This is a genomic window from Candidatus Edwardsbacteria bacterium RifOxyA12_full_54_48 (assembly GCA_001777915.1).
Taxonomy (GTDB): domain Bacteria; phylum Edwardsbacteria; class AC1; order AC1; family EtOH8; genus UBA2226.
Window position 1 is genome coordinate 89,468 of the sequence record MFFN01000003.1, and the last position, 25,614, is coordinate 115,081.

General features: G+C 55.1%; 17 protein-coding genes and 1 tRNA gene. 6 read left to right on the plus strand and 12 right to left on the minus strand.

All coding sequences use genetic code 11. The features are described 5' to 3' along the window. Positions 1–3: 3 nt before the first annotated feature. From A2273_07770 to A2273_07825, 12 genes are all read right to left on the minus strand, one after another. The gene (locus A2273_07770; GenBank protein ID OGF08235.1) at positions 4–1,335 is read right to left on the minus strand and encodes a 23S rRNA (uracil-5-)-methyltransferase RumA; all 1,332 of its coding nucleotides are present in this window, start codon (positions 1,333–1,335) and stop codon (positions 4–6) included. Further along, complete coding sequence (locus A2273_07775) at positions 1,329–1,784, minus strand: ribosomal-protein-alanine N-acetyltransferase (GenBank protein OGF08236.1); 456 nt, start codon at positions 1,782–1,784, stop codon at positions 1,329–1,331. The genes A2273_07770 and A2273_07775 overlap by 7 nt, the downstream gene beginning before the upstream one ends. Continuing rightward, complete coding sequence (locus A2273_07780) at positions 1,781–2,455, minus strand: tRNA (adenosine(37)-N6)-threonylcarbamoyltransferase complex dimerization subunit type 1 TsaB (protein OGF08237.1); 675 nt, start codon at positions 2,453–2,455, stop codon at positions 1,781–1,783. Before A2273_07780 ends, A2273_07775 begins: the two co-directional genes overlap by 4 nt. Continuing rightward, positions 2,455–2,907: a tRNA (adenosine(37)-N6)-threonylcarbamoyltransferase complex ATPase subunit type 1 TsaE gene (locus tag A2273_07785; GenBank protein ID OGF08238.1), complete on the minus strand. Its 453-nt coding sequence runs from the start codon at positions 2,905–2,907 to the stop codon at positions 2,455–2,457. The genes A2273_07780 and A2273_07785 overlap by 1 nt, the downstream gene beginning before the upstream one ends. Further along, positions 2,897–3,487 (minus strand): hypothetical protein, encoded by a 591-nt coding sequence (locus tag A2273_07790; protein OGF08239.1) that lies wholly within the window; start codon positions 3,485–3,487, stop codon positions 2,897–2,899. The genes A2273_07785 and A2273_07790 overlap by 11 nt, the downstream gene beginning before the upstream one ends. Beyond that, on the minus strand, positions 3,484–5,043 hold the full coding sequence (locus A2273_07795; GenBank protein OGF08240.1) for a hypothetical protein: 1,560 nt from the start codon (positions 5,041–5,043) through the stop codon (positions 3,484–3,486). The genes A2273_07790 and A2273_07795 overlap by 4 nt, the downstream gene beginning before the upstream one ends. Before the next feature lie 33 nt (positions 5,044–5,076). Continuing rightward, positions 5,077–6,327: a hypothetical protein gene (locus A2273_07800; GenBank protein ID OGF08241.1), complete on the minus strand. Its 1,251-nt coding sequence runs from the start codon at positions 6,325–6,327 to the stop codon at positions 5,077–5,079. 77 nt (positions 6,328–6,404) lie between these two features. Further along, positions 6,405–11,144: a hypothetical protein gene (locus tag A2273_07805; GenBank protein ID OGF08242.1), complete on the minus strand. Its 4,740-nt coding sequence runs from the start codon at positions 11,142–11,144 to the stop codon at positions 6,405–6,407. A 1-nt stretch (position 11,145) separates the two neighbouring features. Next, entirely contained in the window at positions 11,146–18,573 is a 7,428-nt protein-coding gene (locus A2273_07810) for a hypothetical protein (protein ID OGF08243.1), read from the minus strand. Further along, complete coding sequence (locus A2273_07815) at positions 18,570–19,838, minus strand: phosphoribosylamine--glycine ligase (GenBank protein OGF08244.1); 1,269 nt, start codon at positions 19,836–19,838, stop codon at positions 18,570–18,572. Before A2273_07815 ends, A2273_07810 begins: the two co-directional genes overlap by 4 nt. Positions 19,839–20,094: 256 nt before the next feature. Next, positions 20,095–20,844: a hypothetical protein gene (locus A2273_07820; GenBank protein OGF08245.1), complete on the minus strand. Its 750-nt coding sequence runs from the start codon at positions 20,842–20,844 to the stop codon at positions 20,095–20,097. Positions 20,845–21,082: 238 nt separating this feature from the next. Beyond that, the gene (locus A2273_07825) at positions 21,083–21,511 is read right to left on the minus strand and encodes a transposase (protein OGF08246.1); all 429 of its coding nucleotides are present in this window, start codon (positions 21,509–21,511) and stop codon (positions 21,083–21,085) included. A gap of 424 nt (positions 21,512–21,935) precedes the next feature. Between A2273_07825 and A2273_07830 the strand changes: the two genes are divergently transcribed. The 6 genes from A2273_07830 to A2273_07855 all read left to right on the plus strand — a co-directional run bounded on the left by A2273_07830 (position 21,936) and on the right by A2273_07855 (position 25,603). Further along, positions 21,936–22,835 carry a 4-(cytidine 5'-diphospho)-2-C-methyl-D-erythritol kinase gene (locus A2273_07830; GenBank protein OGF08247.1) on the plus strand — a complete coding sequence of 300 codons (900 nt, stop codon included), beginning with the start codon at positions 21,936–21,938 and terminating at the stop codon, positions 22,833–22,835. Positions 22,836–22,906: 71 nt separating this feature from the next. Then, on the plus strand, positions 22,907–23,206 hold the full coding sequence (locus tag A2273_07835) for a septation protein SpoVG (GenBank protein OGF08248.1): 300 nt from the start codon (positions 22,907–22,909) through the stop codon (positions 23,204–23,206). A gap of 387 nt (positions 23,207–23,593) precedes the next feature. Next, a complete protein-coding gene (locus A2273_07840; protein ID OGF08249.1) occupies positions 23,594–23,836 on the plus strand; it encodes a hypothetical protein in 243 nt (80 codons plus the stop codon). 6 nt (positions 23,837–23,842) lie between these two features. Further along, positions 23,843–23,917: transfer RNA gene (locus tag A2273_07845), tRNA-Gln, on the plus strand. A gap of 10 nt (positions 23,918–23,927) precedes the next feature. Continuing rightward, complete coding sequence (locus tag A2273_07850; protein OGF08250.1) at positions 23,928–24,887, plus strand: ribose-phosphate pyrophosphokinase; 960 nt, start codon at positions 23,928–23,930, stop codon at positions 24,885–24,887. Between the two features lie 59 nt (positions 24,888–24,946). Further along, a complete protein-coding gene (locus tag A2273_07855; protein OGF08251.1) occupies positions 24,947–25,603 on the plus strand; it encodes a hypothetical protein in 657 nt (218 codons plus the stop codon). Positions 25,604–25,614: the final 11 nt, after the last annotated feature.

Sequence of the window (25,614 nt, forward strand, 5' to 3'; positions counted from 1 at the left end):
TTCTCACCTGGTTAAAATTGCCAGATTCTCTATGTGATAGGTCTGAGGGAACATGTCCGCCAGAAAAAGTTTCTGCAGTTTATATCCCCGGCCGACCAGCAAGGCCGCATCCCTGGCCAGGGTCGAGGGGTTGCAAGACAGATAGGCGATCCGGGCGGGGTTCAGACCGGCGATGGCTTCGATGACCCCGGGGGCGGCCCCCTGCCGCGGCGGGTCCAGCACCAGAGCGTCAGCGGATTTCAGTTTGATCAGCTGGTCCTCCGCCCGGCCGCAAAGGAACTCACAGTTGCCGATGTTGTTAAGCGCGGCGTTGACTCTGGCATCATCCACCGCCGGAGCGAACTCCTCAATGGCCGTCACCCTTTTGGCCTGCCCGGCCAGCTGCAGGGCGATGGACCCCATGCCGGAATACAGGTCGGCCACCTCATCGCCGGGAGACAGCTGCAGACTTTCCTTTATGTTTTGATAAGCCATCTCGCTGGTCCGAAGATTTGACTGCAGGAAAGAGCCGGGCGACAGGCGACAGGTTATATGGCCGATCCGTTCCGACAGATATTCCACCCCGCCCAGGTGGGTCCATTTTTTGCCCAGGATGACGTTGCCCCGGGCGGGATTCACATTCTGCCAGACGGATTTTATATTTGGAACTTCCGCCAGGATCCTCTGGGCTATCTTGTGGAGGTCCGGCTCATATCTGGTGACCAGGACCAGGGACAGGGCCTCTTCGCTTTTGCTGTACCGCAAGATCAGATGGCGCAGGTTTCCACTGTGCCCGGCCGGAGTGCTGCCCTTTAGCCCGCTTTTGTTGATGACCTCCTTCACTTTTCGGAAGGCCTGGGTTATCGGTTCCTCCAGCAGGGGACACTCCTGGATGTCGACCAGATCGTGGCTTTTTAGCCGGTAATATCCCATCCCATTGCCATTTTTTGAAGCCTGGACAGGGTACTGGGCTTTATTGCGGTAATGCCACTCTCCGGCCGGCGGCAAAACGGCTATCTCATCGATCTCGATCTTCCCCAGCCTTTTGAATATCTCCCGGGTTATGTTCGTCTTCTGCTCCAGCTGGTATTGGTAGTCCATCATCTGCCACTGGCAGCTGCCGCAGATCCCGAAATGCCTGCAGGCCGGCTTTACCCGGTGGTCCGACGGCTTTATTATCTCATGGACCTCCCCCCGGCTGTAGGTCTTGTGCGGCTCGATTATTTTTACCTTGAGTTCGTCGCCCGGAACGCCGTAGGGCACGAAGACCGCCTGGCCCTGATGATGCCCCACCGCATCGCCGCCGTAGGCCAGATTCTCCAGAGAGATATTCAGGACCTGCCCGGCCCTCAGCATGAATTCACCGGAACAATATCGGACATCATAACCAATGCATCCTCGTTGTGATAATATTTTTTCCGGATGGCGACCGGCCTGAATCCGAAAGTTTTGTACAATTCGATGGCGGCTTCGTTGGAACTTCTGACCTCCAGGCTGGCCATCCGGCAGCCCAGCCGATATGCCTGTTGCAGGATCTCCTGAAGCAGGCGCCGGCCGCATCCCCACCTTCTTTTTTCGGCAGCCAAGGCGATGTTCCCCAGATGGAACTCGTCCAGCACCACCCAGCCGACGGCATATCCGGAAATCTTCCCGTCGATTTCCAACACCAGAAATATCCGGCGGCCGTCATCCTTCGTCTCCTCCCGGAACATATTCTCCGACCAGGGGTCGGGAAATGAGCGCTTTTCGATATCCAGTATCTCCGGCAGATGCTCCGGCCGCATTTTAAGGATTCTTTGGTTCATTTCTTCAGCTCAGCGTCAGCCGGTCGGACATAGAAAGCGTCCAATTGTTGGGGATCCACTGCCTGATCCTCTTGGTACAACCGGTGGGCCAATCCCGCCAGGCCGGACAGCACCCGGCCCGACGCGAGAAAATCCTCGTCCTGGCGGAACTTTTTGGCGGAGGTCCGGAACAGATCCCGGTAGCTCAACTCTCCGCTACCGAACAGCAGGGCATCCTCCGGCAGCATTGCCAGCCACTTCTCCGGCCCGATAGACAGATAATCGCTTTCCCTGACCGGCTGACCATCTTTCATTTTATATAAGGCGGTGTAGATCTCCTTTTTCTTGGCATCGATCATGGGCGACACATACCCTTCTTTTGATTCCTGCGAGCCGGCCATCGCATCCAGGGTGTTCAGGGAAAGGGCTGGAAGTTTAAGCCCGGCGGCCAGGCCCTTTATAAAAGCTATGCCCACCCGCAATCCGGTGAAAGATCCGGGCCCGGTGGCCGCCGCCAGCAATCCGATATCCGACAACTTGATATCATGGCGTTTAAGCAGTGCCCCCAGTTCAGCCGCCAGAATTTCGGAATGCCCGGTGCCGGCCTCCCGGGAAAGGCCCGCCAGCACCTTCCCCTGGCGGCAGAGGGCGATATTAAGATAGATCCCGCTGGTATCCAGGCATAAATACATCATAAAATATCCCAATCCATTGGAAACCCGCCTATCGGGATCATTTTAAATTCCCTTTCATCCGGTGATCTGATGGTGATGTAAACATCCAATCTGTCCTGGGGAAGCTCACCCCCTGCGTTCTCCGGCCATTCTATCAGCACCAGACCCTCGCCGTAAAGATATTCTTCATACCCGATGTTCAGCAGCTCAGATGGCGATTTCAATCGGTACAGATCGAAATGATAGATGGGATGCTTGGCGGTGTATTCATTTAGCAGGGTGAAGCTGGGGCTGACCACCGGCTCCTGCACCCCCCAGCCCCGGCAGATGCCCTGGGCCAGGCAGGTCTTGCCCGAGCCCAGGTTGCCATAAAGACAAATCACTTGGCCGGGTTTTAAATGGACCGAAAGCTTCTGGCCAAAGTTTTTGGTTTCCACCGCAGAATGAGTAATTAGTTTATTAGTCATCATTATTGCCTGCTATATTATAACCAAGACCCATACTAACATAAGGTTCTTTAGTGTTGTAATAACCTTTATTCCAGGGAATACATATATTGGAATTCAATAAAAATGATTTATATGATACTTTAACACCGAAATTACTTTGTGAACATATGCGTGACATTCGATAAAAAGGATAAAAATCTGTATTTTGACCAGCTGACAAGAAAATATTTTTATTGATTTTATATCCAACCTTTAAATTTGCCAGCCATACAGCAGGTACTACAATGAAAATAATATCATATAAATGTTTTTTACCATCTTCAAGCATAAAACCAGATAAAGCCATAATAGAAGCAATGCCATTCGAAGAAATGTAATAGATATTATCCTGTTTTACAGATGAAACACTAAATGCTTCAATCCCACGATAAAAGCGATTACCTTTAATAACTGTTAATGACGTACGCAGGTTAAACTGTTCTATATATGAAGAAGAAACTGCCATTTCTGTAATCGTTTCAGAAAACGCGTAATTTAATGGCAACAACAAGACAATGCAAATAAATATATATTTATTTATAAACATTTTATAAATCCTCATTTCGGCGTCATCACCGCCACCGGCAGTATCATCTCCTCCATGGAGATCCCGCCGTGCTGGAAGGTGCCTTCGTACCGCTTGCGGTATTCCTCGTATTTGGTGGGGTACACCAGGTAGAAATCCTCCTTGGCGATCAGGTACTGCATTCCCTTATATTCCTCCGGCAGTAGATAATCTGCCGGGTTCTTTATCCACAGCACTTGGCGGTGATCCCCGGAGATATTGTTGCCGGACTTGTAGCGCAGATTGGCGGTGGTGTTCTGCCCGGCCTTGATCTCGCTCCCCCGCCGGCCCTGAATGGAGCCATGGTCTGTCGTTATGATCACCTCCCGTTTCTGGTGGGCGGCCATCTGCAGGATGTGGAAGATGTCGGAATTGGAGAACCAGGTCAGGGTCAGCGAGCGGAAGGCCTTCTCATCCGGGGTTATCTCCTGAAGGACCTGGGAGTCGGCCCGGGAATGCACCAGGATGTCCATGAAGTTCACCACCAGGCTGATCAGTGGGACGTTCTGGTAGGAGCCGAAGTTCTTGCGCACCTCCCGGCTTTCGTCAATGTTGAAGATCTTGATATAGCGGGGATCGGGTGAGGTTTTGCACTTGAGCCGGGCCAGGTTGATGTCCATCAGCTGATGTTCGTAACGGTTGCGGCTGGCTTCGTTGGCCGCATCGCTCTTCTCCCAGTACTGGGGATAGCTCCTGGCGATCTGGGACGGAAAAAGTCCGCTGAATATGGCGTTACGGGAATAAGGGGTGGCGGTGGGCAGCACCGAATAATAATAATCGGTGTGGATGTCGAAATAATTCTTGATCACCGGTTCGATGGTCATCCACTGGTCCAGCCTCATGCAGTCCAGGATAAGGAACAGGCATTTTTTGCCGGCTTTGGCCGGAGGCACCACGTAGCGCTCCACGATGTCGGTGGACAGCAGAGGCCGCGACTGGCCGTGCAGCCAGCCGGAATAGTTCTCCTCCACGAAACGGGAGAACTCCAGATCGGCCTCCCTGAGAGTTCCCTCATGGCTGGCATGGAGGCCGTCGTCCCGCAGCAAAGAGAGCCGCAGGTCCCATTCTATCAGATTGCGATAATGGCGGCACCATTCCTGCCAGTCCAGGGTGCGATAGTCAAAACTGCGCAGGTCCTGGGAGGCCTGAACGTACTCCCTGACCGTCTGCTCCTCCACCAGCTTGCGGCCGTCCAGCACCCGGCGGCAGGAGGCCAGCACCTGGGCCGGATTCAGGGGCTTCAGCAGGAAGTCGTCTATTCTCTGACCCAGGGCCTGCTCCACCAGTTCCTCCCGCTCGCTCTTGGTGGCCATGATCACCGGCAGGTCGGGGTTTATCTGCTTGAGCCGAGACAGGGTCTCCAGCCCGTCCATGCCGGGCATCATCTCATCCAGCAGCACCAGGTCGAAGTTCGATGTCCCGATCTTTTTTACCGCCTCCTCCCCGGAGGCGGCCGGCGTCACCTTGAAGTTCTTACCCTCCAAAAAAATGATCTGCGACTTAAGCAGATCTATCTCGTCGTCGACCCACAGGATCCTGTAGCCCTCATCCATCAAACACCCCTTCTTTCGACGTTACCCTGAAAATCAATGGCCGTGCCTTTTGAGGGGCAGGGTTATCAGAAAGGCCGATCCCTGTCCCGGACGGCTGCCGGCCAGTTTGATCTTCCCCTGGTGGTAATCCTCTATGATCCGCCTGACCAGCGAAAGCCCCAGCCCCCATCCCAGGGTCTTGGTGGTGAAGCCGGGAGAGAAGATCTTTTTCTGGTGACCCGGCTGTATCCCCCGGCCGTTGTCGCTGACGGTGATCTCTATCTTTTTGGCGGCAACCGCGGTGCTTATCGATATCACACCGTCGGGGCCGTCGATGGCGTCGATGGCGTTCTTGATCAGGTTCTCCACCGCCCAGGTGAACAGGTCCCGGTTCAGCAGGACCCCGGGATCGTGGTGGTAGTTTTCCTCAAAGCGGATCTTCTTGCCCATGTTGGCCACCCGGTGGGTGAAATATTCCACCGCCTGATGCAACAGTTGATTGATATCGGCCTCGGCCAGTTTGGGAATGGAGCCCACCTGGTTGAAACGGTTGAGCACCCTCTCCAGGTGGGCCAGGTCGTTCTCCATCTCGGGGATTATCTCCGGCGGGGTCTTGGTGCCGTCCTGGAGCAAGGTCAGCCAGCCCATCAGGGAGGAGATGGGGGTGCCCAGCTGGTGGGCCGCCTCCCGGGCCAGCCCCACCCACACCGCCCGCTCCTCGCCGGCCTTGATGGCCCGGAAACCTATGAACCCTATCCAGACGAACAGGGCGATCATGCCGATCTGGATGAAGGGGACGTAGCCCAGCTCCTTCAATATCTGGGGATTGCCGTAATGCACGTAGCCCACCACCGTGGAGTCGGAGTTGAGCATCATGGGGATGGGCTGGTTCTCGCCGTCCAGTTTCAGGATGGCGGTCTTGATCCCCGTCAGCGGATCGCCGGGCGGCAGCGAGTCCCACTGCTTCATCTGTTCGGTGGTCATGGGGTAGGGCTCGATGCCGATATTCTTCCAGGCCAGGGGAACGCCCTTCCGGTCGGTGACCACCACCGGGAAATTTATCTTCTGGATGATCTCCTCGAAGATGATGCCGGTCTCCGGAACGTCACCCACCACCTCCGGCACCGCCGCCGTCATGCAGAAGCGGGCGAACACCCGGGACATGATCCGGGGCTCCTCCTCCAGCTTGCGGATCAGCAGGGTGGTGTAGATCAGGGAGACCAGCACCAAGCTGGCGGCGCCCACGAACAGGTAGGAGCGCCAGATCCCGGTCCATCTGGAATGCGGTTTGACGAAAGAGACCATAAATGATTTTAATTAATGAAGTTTAATCCTGGACACTAAATTCTAAACCTTAACAACTGTACATTTCAAATATATTATTAGATCTTTACCTGGTTCCGCCCCCCGGCCTTGGCCCGGTACAGGGCCTTGTCCACCTTGTCGATGATCTCGTCCTTCTCGGAGCCGTCATCCGGAAAACCGGAGACCCCCAGGCTGATGGTCACCCGGCCGATATTTTTCGCCCCCTCGGCCTCGAACCGGTTCTTCTCCACCGCCACCCGGATCCGCTCGGCCAGCAGCCGAGCCTCGGACTTCTTGGTCTCGGGCAGCACCAGCATGAACTCCTCGCCGCCGTAACGGGCCACCAGGTCCACGTCGCGGGCCTGCTCCATGAGCAGCCGGGACACCTCTTTCAGGACTATGTCCCCCACCGGATGTCCCAGGGTATCGTTGATCTTCTTGAAATGGTCGATGTCCATCATTATCAGGGACAGCGGATGACTGTACCTCCGGGCCCGGTTGAGCTCCCGGTCAAAGAAAGATTGGAAGAAACGGTGGTTGTTCAATCCGGTCAGGCCGTCGGTCACCGCCAACTGCTCGGTCTCCTCATACAACCGGGCGTTCTCCAGAGCCACCGCCACCTGGCTGGCCAGGGTGGTCAACAGCCGCTGGTCCACCTGGTCGAAGGCGTTGACGTTGTCGCTCTCCACGTTGAGCACCCCCACCACCTGCTGTTTGATCTTCAGCGGCACCGCCAGCTCCGAACGGGTCTTGCCGTCTATGCTTACATAGTGCTGGTTCTGGGCGACGTCCTTGACCATGATCGGCTCGCCGGTGGCCGCCACCATTCCGGTGATGCCCTCCCGGCCTATCTTCAGCCGGCGTCCCATCTCGCCCAGGATGTTCTGGTACCCCAGGCTGGCCTTGAACACCAATTCGTCGGCATTGCGATCCACGATCATTATGGCGATCTTGTTGTAATGGAAGGTATCACTCAGGATGCGGCAGACCTGATCCAGCAGCACATCCAGCTTCAAGGTGGAGCTGACCGTGGTGCCCACATTGTGCAGCGCCGAAAGTTCGCTGATCCGGCGGTTGGCCTCTTCATACAGCCTGGCGTTATCCAGGGCTATTGATACCTGGCTGGCCAGGGTGGTCAGCAGCCTCAGGTCGGACTCGGTGAAGGCGTCGGTCTTGTCATCCTCGATATTGAGCACCCCGACGGTCTTTCCTTCCCGCTTGATGGGCACTGCGATCTCCGAAAGCACCCGGGGATCGATGGCGCTGTAGCGCGGTTCCTGGCGGACGTCGTTGACGATCTGGGGTTCCCCGTGCTCGGCCACCCAGCCCACCACGCTGTTGCCGCCCACCGTGAAATAGAGCATATTCAGCTCCTCGCCGTATCCGGACTGGGCCCCGATGAAGATGCTCTTGCTCTGCGGCTCCACCGTGAAGATGGCCACCTTCAGGTAATGCAGGGTATCCCGGATGACCCCCACCACCTTTTCCAGCAGTTTTTCCCTTTCGATGGCCGAGGAGATCACTATTCCAATATTGTGCAGGGTGGAAAGTTCGGAGATGCGGGCCTGGGCATCGTTATAGAGTGTGGCGTTGGCAATGGCCAGGGCCGCAGTGTTGGCAAAGGCCTCCAGCGATCGCACCTTCCGTTTGTCGGGAACCTTGCCGTCGGTCGGCTTATCTATCTGGATGATGGCCAGCAGCTTCTTCTCCTTGGAATATAGTGGCACTATCAGCAGGTTGCCGGCCTGCCAATCCTCACCCTTGCCTTCTTTATTGGGAGGAGGGCTGTCGCCGTTGCCATCATCTTTGCCGAAAGGCAGAAAAAAGGAATTTCCTATCCTATATTCAGGTTTCATCAGGTTCAGATATTGCTCCAGGCTGGAATGCACCTGCCGGATGTTCTCGAACTCCTCGGGGCTGAAACCGGAGGACGCCTTGTGGGTAAGCAACTGGCCGCCGCCCTCAACCAGACTGATCAGGACCGCCTCGAAACCCAAGCTGCTGTGAATGCCTTCCACGATAACTGACAGGATCTCCTCCAGTTTGAGCGAAGAAAGAATGGTGCTGGACAGGTACTGCAGGGTGGAAAGCTCGGTGTTGACCTCGATCTGCCGTTTTAAGGCCAGATTAAGCCGAGTGTTGGTGTCGGCCAGCTTGTTCTCGCTGTTTCTTATCTCAGAGAACAGGGCCGCATTCTTCCAGGCCACTGCGGCCTGGTTGGTGAACAGCGAAGCCAGTTCGAACTCCCGGTCGGCAAAGCCCCGGGATACTTCCCGCCCTATGACCAATACCGCTTCGGCCCGTTCCTGGACCATCAACGGAAGCACCAGCAACGACTCGGCCTCCGCGGTGGTGCCAGGCACCACCGCGGTCCTCTGGTCCTGGTCGGTATTTTTGATCATCTCCGCCGTCCCGCTCCTGGCGATGGCCCCTGTCAGTCCGGTGTCCACAGAGAATGGCAGGTCGGCCATTATCTCCTGGGCGTTTGGCCCCCTGGCCAGAATGGGGCTAAGCTGCCTTCTCTCCCAATCGGCCCGATATATGGCCAGCCGTTCAAACGGGATCAACTGTTCGATCTGGCCGGCGATCTGCTCCAGCATCTGGTTGACATCCAGTGTCCCCAGCAACAGGGAGCTGGTATCCAGCAGGGCCTTTTGGGCCGTGACCCTTCCATCCAGGGCGGTCACCAGTTCGGCCCTTTCCAGGGCCATGGATAGTGAGTTGCCCAGGGTCAAAGCCAATTCCATATCTTTGCGGCCAAAACGGCGGTGGTTGCCGGAATAGTTGTTGATGTTCAGCACCCCGATCACCCGGTTCTTGGCCATCAGAGGAACGGATATCGTGGAGGCCAGTTTTTCCTCCTGCCCGGTCAGTTTGAAACGCTTGTCCTGGCTCAGGTCGTCGGTAAGCACCGGCTGCATTTTCTCCGCCACCCAGCCGGCCAGCCCCTGCCCTATAGAGAAGGCCGCCTTGGCTGTGGTTGCCGGGGACAGCCCCTTGGAAGCTTTTATTCTCAGCTTTTGGTCGTGGGGATCCACCAGCATTATCGAAAGGGTATCGGCGGTTATCACCTGGGAGATGGTGTCCATCCCCAATTTTAATATCTCACTGGCGTTGGTGAACGAGGTGATGGCCTGGCTGAACTGGTACAGAATGGACAGTTGTTTCAGGCCCTCCACCATATCGTGATACAAACCGGCGTTGTCCAGCACCAGGGCCGCCTGAAAGGCCAGGGCCTCGGCGGAGAGCACATCCTGATCCGAGAAATCCCCGCCATCCTCTTTGTCGGCCGCATAGATCAGCCCGATGATCCGGTTCCGGGTGGAAAGCGGGATGACGATCAGCTTGGATATCTCGAACAGCCTGGCGAAATCCCTCAGGACATACGGGTCGTTGGCCACGTCGTTGCTGTAGTACGAACGGCCCTTCTCGAAGACCGTCGCGGCGATGCCTCCCTGGTCCAGTTTAAAATGGAACTGCCTGGCCAGGGTCTCGATATCCCGGTATTTTTCCCTCTGGACCTTGGACAGAGGCTCGGAATAATGGATCGGGAGTTGGGCCTCGACCTCGTCGCTCTCCTGGTTGTAAAGGCTGATCAGGCATTTCTTTACTGATAGAGCGGAGGCTATCTTCTCCACTATCTTGCCGGTGACCATCCCCAGATCGCTGCTGACCGTAAGGCTCTGGGAGATGCTGTTGATATCGGAGAGCTCCCGGATCCTCTTCTCGGCCAGCTCCTCCAGCCTGATCTTGTTGATGGTCAGGGCGGCCTGCCCGGCAAAATTCTCCAGCAGCCTGACGTCATTTTCGTCGAAAGCATCGACGGCGGGACTTTCGATGTCCAGCACCCCTATCACTTCATCCTTGGACCATAACGGAATAGCCACCTCAGAACGGCATCCCGGGACGCCCTCCAGATATCTCTGGTCCTTCAAAACATCAGGCGCATAAAGGGTCTTGCCGCAAGACGCCGCCCAGCCGCATATACCCTGCTGGCCTATCTTCAGCTTCAGCCCCATCTGTTTTTGAGGATACCCCACGGCCGCCTTGATAAAAAGATTTTGTCCCTTCTCGTCTTTTAACAGGATGGCGCAATTCGGGTATCCCAAAGAATTGCTGATGATCTCCAGAATGGTGTTCAGAACCTGCCCCAGGTTCTGCTGATTTACCGCGGCGTTGGTGACCTGGAAAAGGGTGGACAGTTCCTTGATGTTCTGTTTTGATTCTCCATGCATTTTAGCGTTATATATGGCCCCGGCCGCCTGGTTGGCCAGGATCTCGGACAGCCTCAAGGTATCGCCGGTCAGGGTGTCGTGGTGCTGGTCGTCCCAGATCATCAGGATGCCCAGGCAGAGATTCCCGGCCAGCAACGGCACCCCCAGCCAGGCCTTGGTTTCCGGAGCGGTGGTCTTCAGCCTGCGTTTTCGGCATTCCACTTTATAGTCGTTGCTGAGGATCGGCTCCCTTTTTTCCCAGACATAGGTCGCCAGCCCCTGCCCCAGCGGAAAACTCTCCGGCCTTACTTTCCGGCCGTTTCGGTATTCAAAGATCACCGTGAATATTTTTTTCTCAGGCTCCGCCAGGGCCAGCAGCATGTTCCGGGGTTTGATGAACCTGATGATCCGGCGGTATATCTCCTCAAAGATGCTGTCGGAATCGGCACAGGTGGCGGCGGCCCGGCTGACCTTGACGATGGTGTCCAGCAGGATATCATTGTCGCCGGTTCCTGGAAGGTGGCTGCGGTCCCCGGCCTGGGGTGCCTTGCGCCGGGCGACCCTTTTTTGCAGAGAGCGCTGGTCGCTTTTTTTTGAGATCATTTCAATCGCCCTCCTTGATGCCCGATTCCCGGCGGAACAGCTCGGTGAAGGCGTTGACGATCTTATGATCGAACTGGGTGCCCGCGGCATCCTGCAGCCGCTGCAGCGCAACCTGGAAGCTGAAAGCCTTGCGGTACGGGCGATCGGAGGTCATGGCCTCAAAAGCGTCGGCCACGGCTATGATCCTGGCCTCCAGGGGGATGTCATCGCCTTTTATGCCCCGGGGATATCCCGAACCGTCGTAATACTCGTGATGGCAGTAGATGACCTCCCCGGTATGGCTCAGGGCATCGATCTCCAGCACCAGCCGGCTGCCGATGACCGGATGCAGCTTGACCTCCTGGAACTCGGCGGTGGACAGCACATCCGGCTTGGCCAAAATGTCCTCCCTGATACCCAGCTTGCCGATATCGTGAAGCAGCGAACTGTAATCGACCAGCCTGAGCTTGTCCTCGGACAGTCCGATATGCCTGGCTATCTTCAGAGCGTAATGCCGTACATTCTCGGAATGACCCTTGGTGTAGGGGTCCTTGGCGTCCATGGCGGCCACGAAGGCCTTAAGGGTGTCGTAGTAGCTGCGCTCCAGATCGTTGTACAGCCGGATGTTCTCGATGGCGATGGCCGCCTGATTGGCAAAAAGCTCCAGCAGGTGCACCGTTTCGATGCCGGGGATATTGCCGTCCCAGGGCTCGTCTACCGACAGGTATCCTACGGTGACCCCCTTTATAACCAGGGGGACTATCAGCACGTCATCCCGGTGCCAGGTCCCGTTCGATTGGTAGTTTTGGCTTACGAACCGGGCGGCGAAATTTTTATGGACCTCGGCATCGCCGTGAGGGATAAAATAGGAATTGCTCCTGCGGTATTTATCCAGGAATATCTTGGCCTTGTGTGGGGCGTCGTTGACCGGGGATTTTTCTATATTTTCCACCTCTTCCGCTCGCAGACCGTATTGGGCGATGTGGCTGCGGTACCCGTTGTCCTCCAGCACCATCACCGCCTTATGGAACAGCCGGCAGTCGGCTATGCCCTTGATGGTCAGGTCCAGTTTTTCCTGCAAGGTCTGGGCCCGGGCCACCGACAGGCCGACCTTGAACAGGTGCTCCAGTTTGTCCTTTTCGCCTTTCAGAGAAAGCTCGGCCTTCTTCCGGACGGTGATATCCTCCAGGGTCCCTTCGTAATAAAGGGGCTTGCCGCTTTCATCCTTGACCAGCCTGGCGTTCTCCCTCACCGTTCGAACCGTGCCGTCCCTGCTGCTCAGCTCGGCTTCAAATCCCACTACCTCGCCGTTCTTCTCGATCTGCCTGATAAACCTCTCCCTGGTCTTCTTGTCGAGATAGACGCTATTGTTGAGATCCAGCCCCTGGACGTCCTCCGGGTTTTTATATCCCAGCATCCGGATAAGGGAGGGATTGGCGAAAAGAAGTTTGCCTTCATTGGTGCTGCGGTAGATGCCCTCGGAGATTCCCTCGAATATCTGGCGGTACTTCTCCTCTGAATCCTTCAGGGCATTCTCCATGTTGATCCGGTCGGTAAGATCACGGCACACCCCCATCACTTCCTGGACCGTTCCGCCCTCATCGTTCAGCGGCACCAGCCAGGTCTCCAGCCACATCACCCGGTCCCCCACCGGGGTGGGCAGCTCGTAGTGAGCCGCCCGGCCCTTTTCGAAGACCTCCCTCAGCTGCTCCTGCTGGACCTGGTTGATGTGCTGGGGGAAGAATTCGGTGAGGTTGCGGCCGATGGCCTGTTCTCCGGCCAGGCCCACCAACGACGCCGCCCGGTTGTTGGCGTACTTTATTCTGTCCTGGCGGTCTATCACGAACACCAGGTCCGGCGATGAATCGGCCAGGGCCTTGTACCGCTGCTCGTTCTGTTTGCCGGCAGATTCGGCCTCCTTCTGTTCGGTGATATCCTTGATCAGGGTGATCACCCTGATCACCCGGCCATTCTCCAAGATCGGCACCTTTCTGGTCTCGGTGACGACGGATCTTCCGGCCACCTCATTTTTTTCCTGGGACACGAACACCTTCTGGGTGCGAAAAACCGTTTCATATTCCTCCCTGACCTGCTGGGCCAAGAAGGGACACACCTCGAAGACGTCCTTGTTTATGACCTCAGGGGTCAGCTTCATGTCCCGGCACCACTGTATGAACAACCGGTTGGCTAAAATGATCCTCAGATCGCGATCCACCACATGGATGGCATCCCCCAGCGAATCGATGGTGGTGCGGTACTGATATTCGCTGGCCCTCAGGGCTTCCTCGGCCCGGCTCTTCTCCGTGATATCCTCCACCGTGCCCTCGTAATACAAGGTATTGCCGGAGGGATCCCTTACGGCATGGGCGTTCTCCCTGGAGACCATCAGGCTGCCGTCCTTGCGGCGCCATTCGCTGACCAGATCGGTTACCGCTCCGTCCTTTTCGATCCGGGACAGGAACTGCTGGCGTATCTTCATATCCGCATAACCCTCGCTGGCTATGTCCCGCTGCATCAGCTCCTCTGCCGAGGAGTAGCCCAGCATCCGGACCAGGGCCGGATTGACCATCAGCACTTTCCCCTCCGGGGTGCTGCGGTAAATGCCCTCGGCCACACCGTTGAAGATCTGGCGGTATTTTTCCTCCGACTCCTTGAGGGCGCTTTCCATTCCCTGCCTCTCGGACAGGTCATGAAATATCCCCTGCAGCAGTTTTCGGCCCCTGATATCCACCAGGTTGGCGCTGATCTCCACCGGGATCTGGCGGCCGTCTTTATGTACCACCACCAGATCGGGGAGAATGGCTTTGCCGTCCTTGATATGCTGCCGGAATATTTTCTGGTATTTCTCCCTCTGGTTGGCGGGATGCAGTTCCGCCTGGTTCATTTTCAAAATCTCATCCAGGGTGCGCCCTATCAACTGCTGGGCTTTCAGATTGGCGTCCACCAACCTGCCCGTCTCGGGATCCCCGACGAAGATGGCATCGTTGGCCTGGTCCATCAGTATCCGATATTTCATCTCCGATGAACGCAGTTCATCCTCGGCCAGCTTGCGCTTGCTGATATCCTGATGGAAACCTAGAAAGTATGATTGCTCCCCTATTCGAATGACACTGCATGAAACCTGCAGGGAGAAGGGGTGGCCGTCCTTATGGAAATGCTCCGCCTCGAATTGCAATGACTCGCCGGCTATCATTCTCCGCAAGCGTTCCGGAGCCAGCTTCGCAGACTCTGGAGTGTCCAGGTCCTCCAGACGGATGTGCTCCATCTCCGCCCGGCTGCCGTAACCGTGCATTCGGGCGAATGAGTCGTTGACTATCAGCCGGGAGCCATCGATCGACATGAACATGATGCCGTCCGAGGCCTGATCGAAGAGGGCCCGGTAATTGGCCTCCGATTCTTTCAGTTTCTCCTGGGCCAGCTTGCTCTCGGTGATGTCGATCTCAATGCCGTCCCACGACAGGTGCTTATTGGGCAGCCGCCGGGGCGAGGATATGAAAAGAGACCACCGGACTATACCGGATGGCATCCGCATGCGCACTTCGGCGCTGAAGGAGGACATCTGCTTCACGGCGGCCGCCTCGCGCTCGATAAGCATCTCCCGGTCCTCCTGGACCACCTGCCCGTAAATGGCCTCGGCGTCTTCCATAACCTCCTGGGCAGTGACCCCGTGCAGGTGCTCGACCCCGGCGCTGATGTAGGTGAAATTCCTTTGCTGTCCGTCCACCCCCGAATCTATCTGGTAGACTAAGCCGTTGGGGATATTGTCGCTCAGCGCCACCAGGCGGGTCTCGGTTTCCCGCAGCGCCTCCTGGGCCAGCTTGTTTTCGGTGATATCCCGGACCGCGGTGATGACCCGGACCACTTTGCCGTTCTCTGATATGGGTATCTTCCTGGTCTCGGTGATTATCCGGTTTTTGTTGAAGCTGTTCTCCTCGATGGTCACCATCACCTGGCCGCCCTGGAACACCTTTTGGTATTCCTTCAGCACTTTGTCCTTGGGCAGATAGGGATAGATGTCAAAGATGTTCCGGCCCACCGCTTCGCTGGTCAACCCCATCTTTTTGTTCCAATCCTTGAACACCTGGTTGGTAAGCATGATCGACAGCTTGGCGTCCACCACATGGATGCTGTCCCCCAGGGAGTCGATGGTGGAGCGGTACTGGTACTCCGAGGTATGCAGGGCATCCTCGGCCCTCTTGCGCTCGCTGATATCGCTGATGAACCCCTCCAGAGCCTGCAGGGATCCCTGGTCGTCATAGACCCCCTGGCCCTGCTCCCAGACCCATTTCTCGGTGCCGTCCCGGGCGATTATCCGGTATATCAGCTGGTAGGCTTGCTTCTTCTGGACCGCGTTCTGGATCTCATCCCACACCATCTCCCGATCCTGGGGATGTATCATCTGGGAAAAGGATACGGTCTTATTGGCGATGATTTCGTCCGGCTGGTAGCCGGTCAGCTCCCGGCAGTTTTGGTTGGTTATCTCCATGGGCCAGCCCTTGTCATTGCGGCAGCGGTAGACCATCCCCGGCAGGTTGCCCATCAGGGTCTCCAGCTTGCGCCGGCTCTCCTCCAGCTGCTCATGGGCCAAACGGCTTTCGGTGGCGTCGTCGGCCACCGCCAGCAGGCCCCATTGGGTGGGGTATACCGCTATCTTCAGGTACCGGTTGTTGAATTTTCCCTCGACCTGCTGGGACTGGCCGGTCTCCAGGCATTTCAGGTACGCCTGGTAGGACTTGGTGGCTTTGAAGCTGGGATACGCCTCCAGAAGCTTCTGGCCCACCAGCTCCCGGGTCCGCTTGCCGATGATGTCGAAATATCCTTTGTTGCAGTACAGCACCCGCATGTCCCGGTCCAGCGCCAGGATCGGGGAATGGATGCTGTCCAGCAGCACCCGGTGCTTCTCTTCGCTGTCCTTGAGGGCCGCCTCCATCCGCTTCCGCTCCCCCACGTCCCTGATGGTGCTGACGAAGAAGGCCGAATCGCTGCCGGCCTCCCGCACCAGGCTGATGGTGGCCTCGGTCAGGATCCGGCCGCCCTTCTTCCCGACCAGGATCAAGGACAGGTCCCGGAAAGAGCCGCTCTTCAGGATGTGCTTTTTGATCTCCGAGAACCTTTCCCGGCTGATGTTCTCCACCATGGAGATGATATTGGCCTGGCCCGGCTCCAGCGGCCCCGCCATCCCCAGCATCTTCAGGGCGGCTTGGTTGCAGTCCCGGATGTTGCCGTCCAGGTCGGATACGATCAGGGCGTCGGGGGAGGAATCGAAGATGCTTTTGACGATGTCCCGTTCGTTCACCAGGCGGTCCTCGACCTGCTTGAGGTCGGTGATGTCCACCAGATACCCGATGCCCTCGGAAGGCTGCCCCTGGTTCCCGTAGATCATCCTCATGCCGTCCCGGAGCCACCGGTAGCCTCCGTCCTTGTGGCGCAGCCGGTATTCGAATATGTGATGCCCCTGGCGCAGCAGTATCCTCTCGTCTGACTTGAACTTTTTGATGTCATCGGGATGGATCCGCTCGGTCCAGAAATGGTCCTCCTTCAGGAATTCCTCGGCCCCGTAGCCCAGCACGCTGCTGACGTTCTCGCTGACGTAGGTCACCTGAAAATCCTTCTCGGGGATCACACTGTAGATCACGGCCGGGCTGGCGGTCAGCAGGTGTTTCAGCCTCAGCTGGATCTTTTGCAGCTCTTGGCTGTATGCTTTACTGTCGCTGATGTCGACCACCACCCCCCGGAATCCGTCGAACTTTCCGTTCTTTAGCACCGGGGTGGCATAGATGCTGGCGGAGAACATCCGGCCGTCCTTGGTCAGGGCGGTGTATTCCTGTTCCTCGGCCTCGCCCCCCTGGGCCCGCCGGTTGAAGTTCTCCCGGGCCCTTTTCCGGTCCTCGGGGATGACCATTTGGAATATGTTCAGCCCCCGGTCCAGGTCGGCCCGGGTGTAGTTAAATTTTTCCAGGGCCACCAGGTTGCCGTAGGTCAGGTTCCCGGACCGATCGGTCTCGAAGACCGACTGGGGCAGCGCGTCGGCCAATTCCCGGTATTTCAGCTCGCTTTCCTTAAGGGTGGCCTGGGATAGTTTGAGCTCCAGCTCGTTGTTCTTCCTTTCGGTGATGTTGCGCGAATTTATGACCAGGCCCTTTACCGCAGGATTGTTTAACAGATTGATGCCGGTGGCATCCAGGGTTTGCCAGGATCCGTTTTTATGCTTGAACCTCAGCTCCAGCCTGATTGATTTCCCGGGAGCCAGCAGCTCCTGGTTGAATCTCACTATCAATCCCGGGACATCCCCGGGATGGATGAAATCGAACACATTTTTTCCCACCAACTCCTCGGGCTGGTAGCCCAGCTCGCGGGCGGCCGAGCGGCTCTTGAATTTGATGATCCCGTCCGAATCGAGTATGGTGATGATCTCGGAGGTGTTGTCTATGATAGCTTTGAAGTAATCCTGGGCGAATTTGATATCCTCCTCGGCCCTGACCCTAGCCAGGGCCATGGCCGACTGGTTGACGAAATTCTCTATCAGGTCCTGGCACAGTCCATCGTCCTTCCCCAGTTGGCAGATGATCACGGCCCCCAGGATATGCTGCCCGCAGTAGAGCCCCATCCCGTAGACCTGGGCGATCCCCAGGCCCGAGATCAGGGCATTTATCAGCTTGGCGGGAAACCCGCCGAATGAGGCCTCGGCCAGCCCGCCCTTAAGACTTTGCATCCGCCCCATCCGGAAATTCTTGATGATCCTGGGCGGGATGTCACTGAATTTCAGCCGGCCGGCCTTTTTCCCCAACAGCTCATTGACCTTTTTCAGGCTGGCCGAGGAGCCCCCCAGCTCCCTGACGGTCAGGCTGGAATCCGCGCTGTCGAATGAGCTGACCGCGGTGACGGCATTGCCGGCCAGTTTGCCGATGCCCTGGCTGATCAGCTTGAATATCTGCCCCTCGTCCGTGGTCTTGGCCAGCTGCATGGCGATCTCCGAAATGGCGCCCTTCTCGTGCAGCCGCCGGGTCTCATTCTCCAGGGCCCTTTTGCTCTGGGTTATCTCCCGGCTGACCTCCACCACCGATACTATCTTGCCCTTATCATCCTTTATGGGGTGGCTGCTTACTTGCCATACCCGGCCGTCCTGGGAGGTCATCTCATTTGACTGGGTCTGGCCGGTCTTCCGGGCCAGCACCGTGGGACAATCCTGACAGTCGGAGGAGGTCCTGCCCCAGAGTTTATAGCATTGCTGACCTATGATATCATCGGCTTTCCTGCCCAGAGAGGCAACCGCCGCCGGGTTGGCCCAGGTCACCCTGTTCTGCAGGTCCAGCTGGATGATATTGTCCGAGATATTTTCCAGGACCACATCGGGACAGGGGGCCGCGGCAACGGCTGCTTTCATTTTAGACTTGCCCTTGGCAGGGCTTGTCGCTTTGGGTCTTTTCACTTTGGGGTCTTTTTTGATCATTGCAGGCCCTTTCGACCGATATCCTTGCGGAAATGCATATCCTTGAAATGTATTTTCGACAATGCGCTGTATCCTTTGTCTAGAGATTCTTTCAGGGTTTTCGCCACGGCGGTCAGGCCCAGCACCCGGCCGCCGGAGGTCACTATGTTCCCGTTCCCCCTTTTGGTCCCGGCCTGGAAAAGCACCACAGTATCTTCCTCCCCGGCCTGGTCGAGGCCGCTGACTTCAAACCCTTTTTGATAACTGCCGGGATACCCGCCCGAGGCGGCCACGATGCAGCAGGCGGAATCATTGCTCCATTTGATATCCAATTCGGACAGCCGCCCGTCGATGCAGGCTTTTATTATCTCCAGCAGATCCGTCTCCAGCAGCCGCATATAGCTCTGGGTCTCGGGATCTCCGAACCGGGCGTTGAATTCCAGGACCTTGAAACCCTCTTGGGTATATATCAGCCCCGGATACAGACAGCCGGTGAAGGGGTTGCCGTCGTCGGCCAGGGCCTTGAGGATGGGATCGACTATGCGGGTTTTGATATCGCCTATCATCTCTGCGCTGACCCACGGCACCGGGGCATAGGTCCCCATCCCGCCGGTGTTCGGCCCCTGGTCGCCGTCATAGGCCGCCTTGTGGTCCTGGGCGGTGGGGAACAATTTGGCGGAACGCCCGTCGCAGAAGGCATGGATGGAGACCTCCTGCCCCTGCAAAAATTCCTCGATGATCACTTTGCTGCCGGCTTTGCCGAAACTACCGTCCAGCATCATGGATTTGATCGCCGGTACGGCCTCGTTGGAGGAATGGCAGATGAACACCCCCTTGCCCAGGGCCAGTCCGTCGGCCTTTATCACCAAAGGGTATTTCTGCGAAGCAAGATATTCCAGTGCTTTCTGATGATCGTCGAACTCGGCATATTTCGCCGTGGGAATGCCGGCCTGGGCCATCAGCCGCTTGGCATAGCTTTTGGAGGATTCTATCCGGGCGGCCTTTTGGGTCGGCCCGAATGTTTTCAGCCCGGCCTTTTGGAAGACGTCCACCACCCCGGCGGCCAGGCAATCGTCCGGGCCGATCACGGTGATATCCACCCTCTGTTTCAGGGCAAAATTCCTCAAGGCTTCCAGTTTGTCGGCAGAAATGTCCACGCATTCGGCGATCTGGGCCATGCCGGGATTGCCCGGTGCACAGTATATTTTCTTTATTTTGGGGCTTTGCGACAGCTTCCAGGCCAAGGCATGCTCCCGCCCTCCGGAGCCTATGATTAAAATTTTCATAACATTTTATGATATCACGAATTAAATGGCAATGTCAAACAAAAAAGTCATCGAAAAGCCAACAGAAACGGCGCAGGTTGCCCTGCGCCAATATATCTTTATCCCAAGGTAGACTTCTTTCCTTTTTTAAGTCGCCAAAACAGTACCCTGTTTCTTTTAAATCACATAAAATATTATTTCTTTTTGTTTAAAAATATTAATAAATAACCAATAAATATAAAACCCAACGCAACCAGTGTATTTAAATACCTCCCGTTTATGAAAAACCTAACAGCGGCAATAAATGCCAACAACGAAAGGATCCATCCAGAAAATATAAAACGTTCTTGAATTTCATACCTCTGGTATAATTTTCCCCACCATCTAGAATAACAGATAACGCTTCTTCCTGCGGTGAAACAATATGTTCCTCCCCGCCATCAGATAATATTTTTTCCTTCACCTTTTTGCTTGCTCTTTCCGGCCAAGGCGGGTAGTTTTCTTGTATGTATTTCCACTTTTTGATTATAATATGACTATTATAATAACCGACCGTGAAATAACAACTAAAATTCCAGGCCATGCTTGCAACAATAAACCTACGCCATATGTTTTCATGTGATTTTATAACTTGAAAATAATCACCAACAGGAGATAATGCTATTTTGTCGTATATTATAGAAAAAAGCGGCACCAAAATCATTGGAGCTATAATATGAAATAATGCGCCCTTGACCAATACGACATTTCTTTCATTACTGCTATAGTAGGTTTTTAATCGCTTTAAAGAGTCTGGCAGATCAATGTCCTTTCCCCTATGCCCAAAACCAACCTTCGCAGTCAATCTATCGAATATTACAGCCGGCAGTGTGCCAAAAATACTTAAATACAATATTTGCCATATATCATATTTTTTTACAATTATACTTAACAATGCTAAAATAAAAAAAGGCAAACTTAAAAATACTAACACGGCCTTAGAGCCATTTAATCTAATACTCCCGGGTATTTTGGATATTTTCTTCATTTTGCCTTTAAATCAATATTTAAAATCATAACCTTTGCCAGGCACATATCTATAAACTTGACCGCTTGTTATTTGCCATTGACCTTTTGTTTATTTGCCACTGCCTTCAGTTGCCACGGACTTTATTTGCCACGACCTTTCGCTTATGCTACATATTTGCCTTCCCTTGGAGGCCGTAGCTTCAGCGAAGGCCTCAGGTCGTGGTGGTTGTAAGATGAAAATATGGCTTTAGCCGAAATCATTTTATCTCAAAACTATGCGCCTTTATAAACGCCTCATATTCTTCTGAAAACAACGCTTTTCTATAATGCTCTACCTGGTTTGCAATATACATTCGTACCTTTTCCTCCCCCGATTGGCTGACCGACAGGGCGATATACTCATCCTGCCATTCAAATTTATGTTTCAACAGACCTTGTTTGTTTACCCAAAACGACGATTCGCCTTTTATCAGCATTACCGTTTTAGCAATGGTCTGCTCCGTGCCGAGCGAAACCAGAATATGAATATGGTCCTTTACGCAGTTTATGGCGTTTATGAAAATGCCCTTTTGTCTGCTGTTTTCCTTGATGTGCTGAAGCAACAGGACCCTTAACTGTGGCGTAATGATCGGCTGCCGGTTCTTGGTGGACCAGATCAAGTGTATCATCACTTTGGTGTAGGGCATTTTTTCTCTCTCTTGTTCCTGCGGCTCAGTTCCAGCTTTGGTTTCGGCTTAAGCCGGGGTGATCCCTTTTCCATTGCCACGATCTGAAGATCGTGGCAATTCATTATGGTTTGCCCAGCGGAATCCCCTTATTTTCTATATGCCGCAAGCTATTTGTTAGATGCCACGCATTTACGCCTATAAGCCAGATTTTTCAATTGATGCGCCCCTTTGTTGCCACAACCTAGTTGCCACGACCTTCAGGTCGTGGCAACATTTCTCCTAAATTCCTTTTGGCTTTAGCCAAAGTTCCGTATTACGGCAACCCACCCATTTATTTGTGCAATTGTAATTATCCCGCCTGTTTTTGTCAAGACAAATAAACGCATGGAACATTTAACATTTCCATTGAGTTTCCCCGGCTCCTTATGCTACAATCAGGGTTATGCGAAAACTGAAGATCAAAGCCTACGCCAAGCTCAACCTGACCCTCAAGATCCTGGGGCTTCGCCCCGACGGATATCACGATATCGATTCCGTCTTCCACTGCATATCACTGCATGACGAATTGGCCCTATCTCCCCGAAAGGACGGCAGGATAATCCTCAAATGCAATGACCCCAAACTGCCGACCGATGGTTCCAATCTGGCCTACCGGGCAGCCCTGACACTCAGGACCCTGGCGCTAAAAAAGCATCCTGATAAAAGGGCCCTCGGCGCAACCATCTCACTTAAAAAGAACATTCCGATAGGAGCCGGCCTGGGCGGCGGGTCGTCGGATGCCGCCGCTGTCCTGCTGGGGCTTAAAGAACTGTGGGGACTGGAGGATCTGACCCCGCCTCGCCTGAAGAAAGCAGCCGCATCCCTGGGATCGGACGTCCCCTTCTTTTTAAGGGGAGGCACCGCCCATGTCACCGGAAGGGGCGAAAAGGTCAGGGTCCGGAAATGCCCGAAGGAATACCATTTCGTTTTAGTATATCCGGGATTTCCGGTATCCACCGCCTGGGCTTATAAAAATCACAAAATCACAAAAAACTGGTTGACAAAAGGACCTAAATTTAGTAAAATGTTTGTGGAATCCTGCGGAATGGGAAAACCCGCCATTGACCTCTCCGGTTATTTGAGCAACGATCTGGAACCGGCGGTTATCCCATGTCATCCGCTGATCTCCAGGGTAAAAGCCGATCTGCTGGAAGCCGGAGCTTTGGGCAGCCTGATGTCTGGCAGCGGCTCTTCTGTTTTCGGCCTGTTCCCCGATGCCGATTCGGCCGAAAAAGGTTATAGTAAAATTTCAAAGATCTGGCCCGGCAGTTTTCTGGCCCACAGCGTATCCTCGGGAAAATAATTCGATAGATTTATACCGAACCAATCCAAATAACTCAACTACTAACATCGGCTACGGAAGGTAAAACATCTATGCAGATCACCGAGATCAGGGTATCGCTGCGCCAGGGCGGCAACGACAAGCTGTTGGCTTTTGCCAACGTGACTTTCGACAACGCCTTTGCAGTAAGGGGCATCAAGATCATCCAGGGGAACAACGGGCCGTTCATCGCCATGCCCAGCCGCAAGATGGCCGACGGAACCTACAAGGATGTGGCCCACCCCATCAACGCCGAGACCCGGCAGATGCTGGAAAAGGCCATCCTCGACGAGTATCACAAGACCCTCAAGGAAGCTCCGGCCGCCGCCAGGGAGGAAGTTCCGGTAGACTAAATTCGCTGATCTTTGGATTGAAATAAATTTCCGGACCGGGAAACCGACGGTTGACAGTAGGTCGTCGCGTTCCCTGCTGTTAGGCAGGAAACATCTCCATGCGGCTTACTTATAGCTTGACTATTGCAAGCAACCTGTTGTCAGCTTTTTTATTTCCCCCGGCACGGCTTAACCCTGGTTAAAATATTCAAGACCGGCCAGAGCCGCAAGTTTTTGGACAAAGTAATAGGATAAAAATATTCGGGGGTCGTCCAATTGGCAGGACACCAGCCTTTGGAGCTGAGATACCTTGGGTTCTCCGCCGGCTGAAATGATACAAGTGAAGCGGCGGCGGATCTGCCGTCGCCCTACTGCAAAAACTAACTGCCGGCAGAGAGTCCCTGAAAAATGTCATATTTTGTTTATGTTTTAAAAAGCATCTCAGTTGAAACAAGATATATCGGTTCCAGCGCAGACATCAACGAAAGATTAGTAGCGCATAATAATGGAAAATGCAAATATACCAGAAACCGGCGCCCGTGGGTTTTGGTCTATAGCGAAGAATTTGCCACACTGGCTGATGCCATGAAACGCGAAAGATATTTGAAGACCGGCCAGGGCCGGGAGTTCTTGGATAAAGTAATAAAATAAAAATATTCGGGGGTCGTCCAATTGGCAGGACACCAGCCTTTGGAGCTGAGAACCAGGGTTCGAGTCCCTGCCCCTGAGCCATAATTAAGATATGTTTAGTGAGGATCGAAAAGTGAACGGTGATTTGAAGGTATTCTCCGGGACCGCCAACCCCGACCTGTCGGTGGATATCGGCCGGGAACTGGGCCAGGCCCTGGGCGAATGCACCATCGGAAGGTTCTCCGACGGTGAGATCAGGGTTCAGATCAACGAGAATGTCCGGGGCGCCGATGTGTTCATCCTCCAGCCCACTTTCATGCCCTCCGACAACCTGATGGAACTGCTGATCCTGATGGATGCCGCCCGCCGGGCCTCGGCCAAGCGGATCACCGCCGTCATCCCCTATTTCGGCTATGCCCGGCAGGAACGCAAGGACATGCCCCGGGTGCCCATCTCGGCCAAGCTGGTGGCTAACTTGATAACCGTGGCCGGAGCCCATCGGATTCTGAGCATGGACATGCATACCGAGGCCATCCAGGGGTTCTTTGACATCCCGGTGGACCACCTCTATGCCTCGCCGGTGCTGATCAAACATTTTCAGCAGCTGGGGGTTCAGGATTTCGTAGTGGTGTCCCCCGATACCGGCGGCGTCAACCGGGCCAGGGCCTTTGCCAAGCGGCTGGGAGACCTTCCTCTGGCCTTCATCGACAAGCGTCGGCCGGGGCCCAACAAGATCGAGGTGTTGAATATCATCGGCGAGGTGGCCGACAAGAACTGCCTGATCGTAGATGATGTCATGGACACCGCCCGCACCATCTGCGAAGTGGCCGGCATCTTGAAGCAGAACGGGGCAAAGTCCATCTACGCCACCGCCACCCACGGGGTGCTGTCCGGCCAAGCCATAGTCTCCATCTCCGATTCTCCCATCACCGAAGTAGTGCTGACCAACACCATCCCCCTGCCGCCGGAGAAACGGATAGCCAAGATCAAGGTGCTTTCCATATCCAAACTCCTGGCCGATGCCATCAAGCGGATCCACAACGAAGAGTCCGTCAGCAGCCTTTTCAACTGATCTAAGAAAAACGAGCTTAATAAACTGCCAAACCATTAATATTAGGAAGAAAATCAACCATGCATGAAGTCACTTTAATTGCTCACCGCAGGGAGGAGCAGGGAAAACAGAAGGCCAAGGCCTTAAGGAAGAATGGCAAGATACCGGCCGTGGTCTACGGCCAGGGCAAGCCTGCCATTCCCTTGATGTTCGAGGCCAAGGACCTTCTGCCGCTGTTCAAATACGCCTCCAGCGAGAACGTCATCATCACCCTCAAACTGGCCGAAGAAAAAGGGGAGCTCAAGGCTATCATCAAGGAGGCCCAGACCGAGCCCATCCACAACGTACTGCTGCATCTGGACCTGCAGGAGATCCAGCTCAAGGAGAAGATCCGGGTAAAGATACCCCTGGCCCTGACCGGGATCCCTGACGGTGTCAAAAACGGCGGAGGAATATTGGAGCATATTCTGGACCTGGTGGAGATCTCCTGCCTCCCCACCGATATCCCCGATCAGATAACCCTCGACGTGCAGCACCTCAAGATTGGGCAGTCCCTTCATGTCAGCGACATCAAGCTGGAGAATGGCGAAGTGATCTCCGATCCATCCAAGGTCATCACCACGGTCATCGCCCCGCTGGTGGAAGCCGCGGCGGCCGAGACCCCAGCCACTGCCGAAGCGGCCAAAGAACCCGAGGTGATCGTCAAGGGCAAGAAGGACGAGGAAGCGGCAGAATAGCCTGCTGGCCG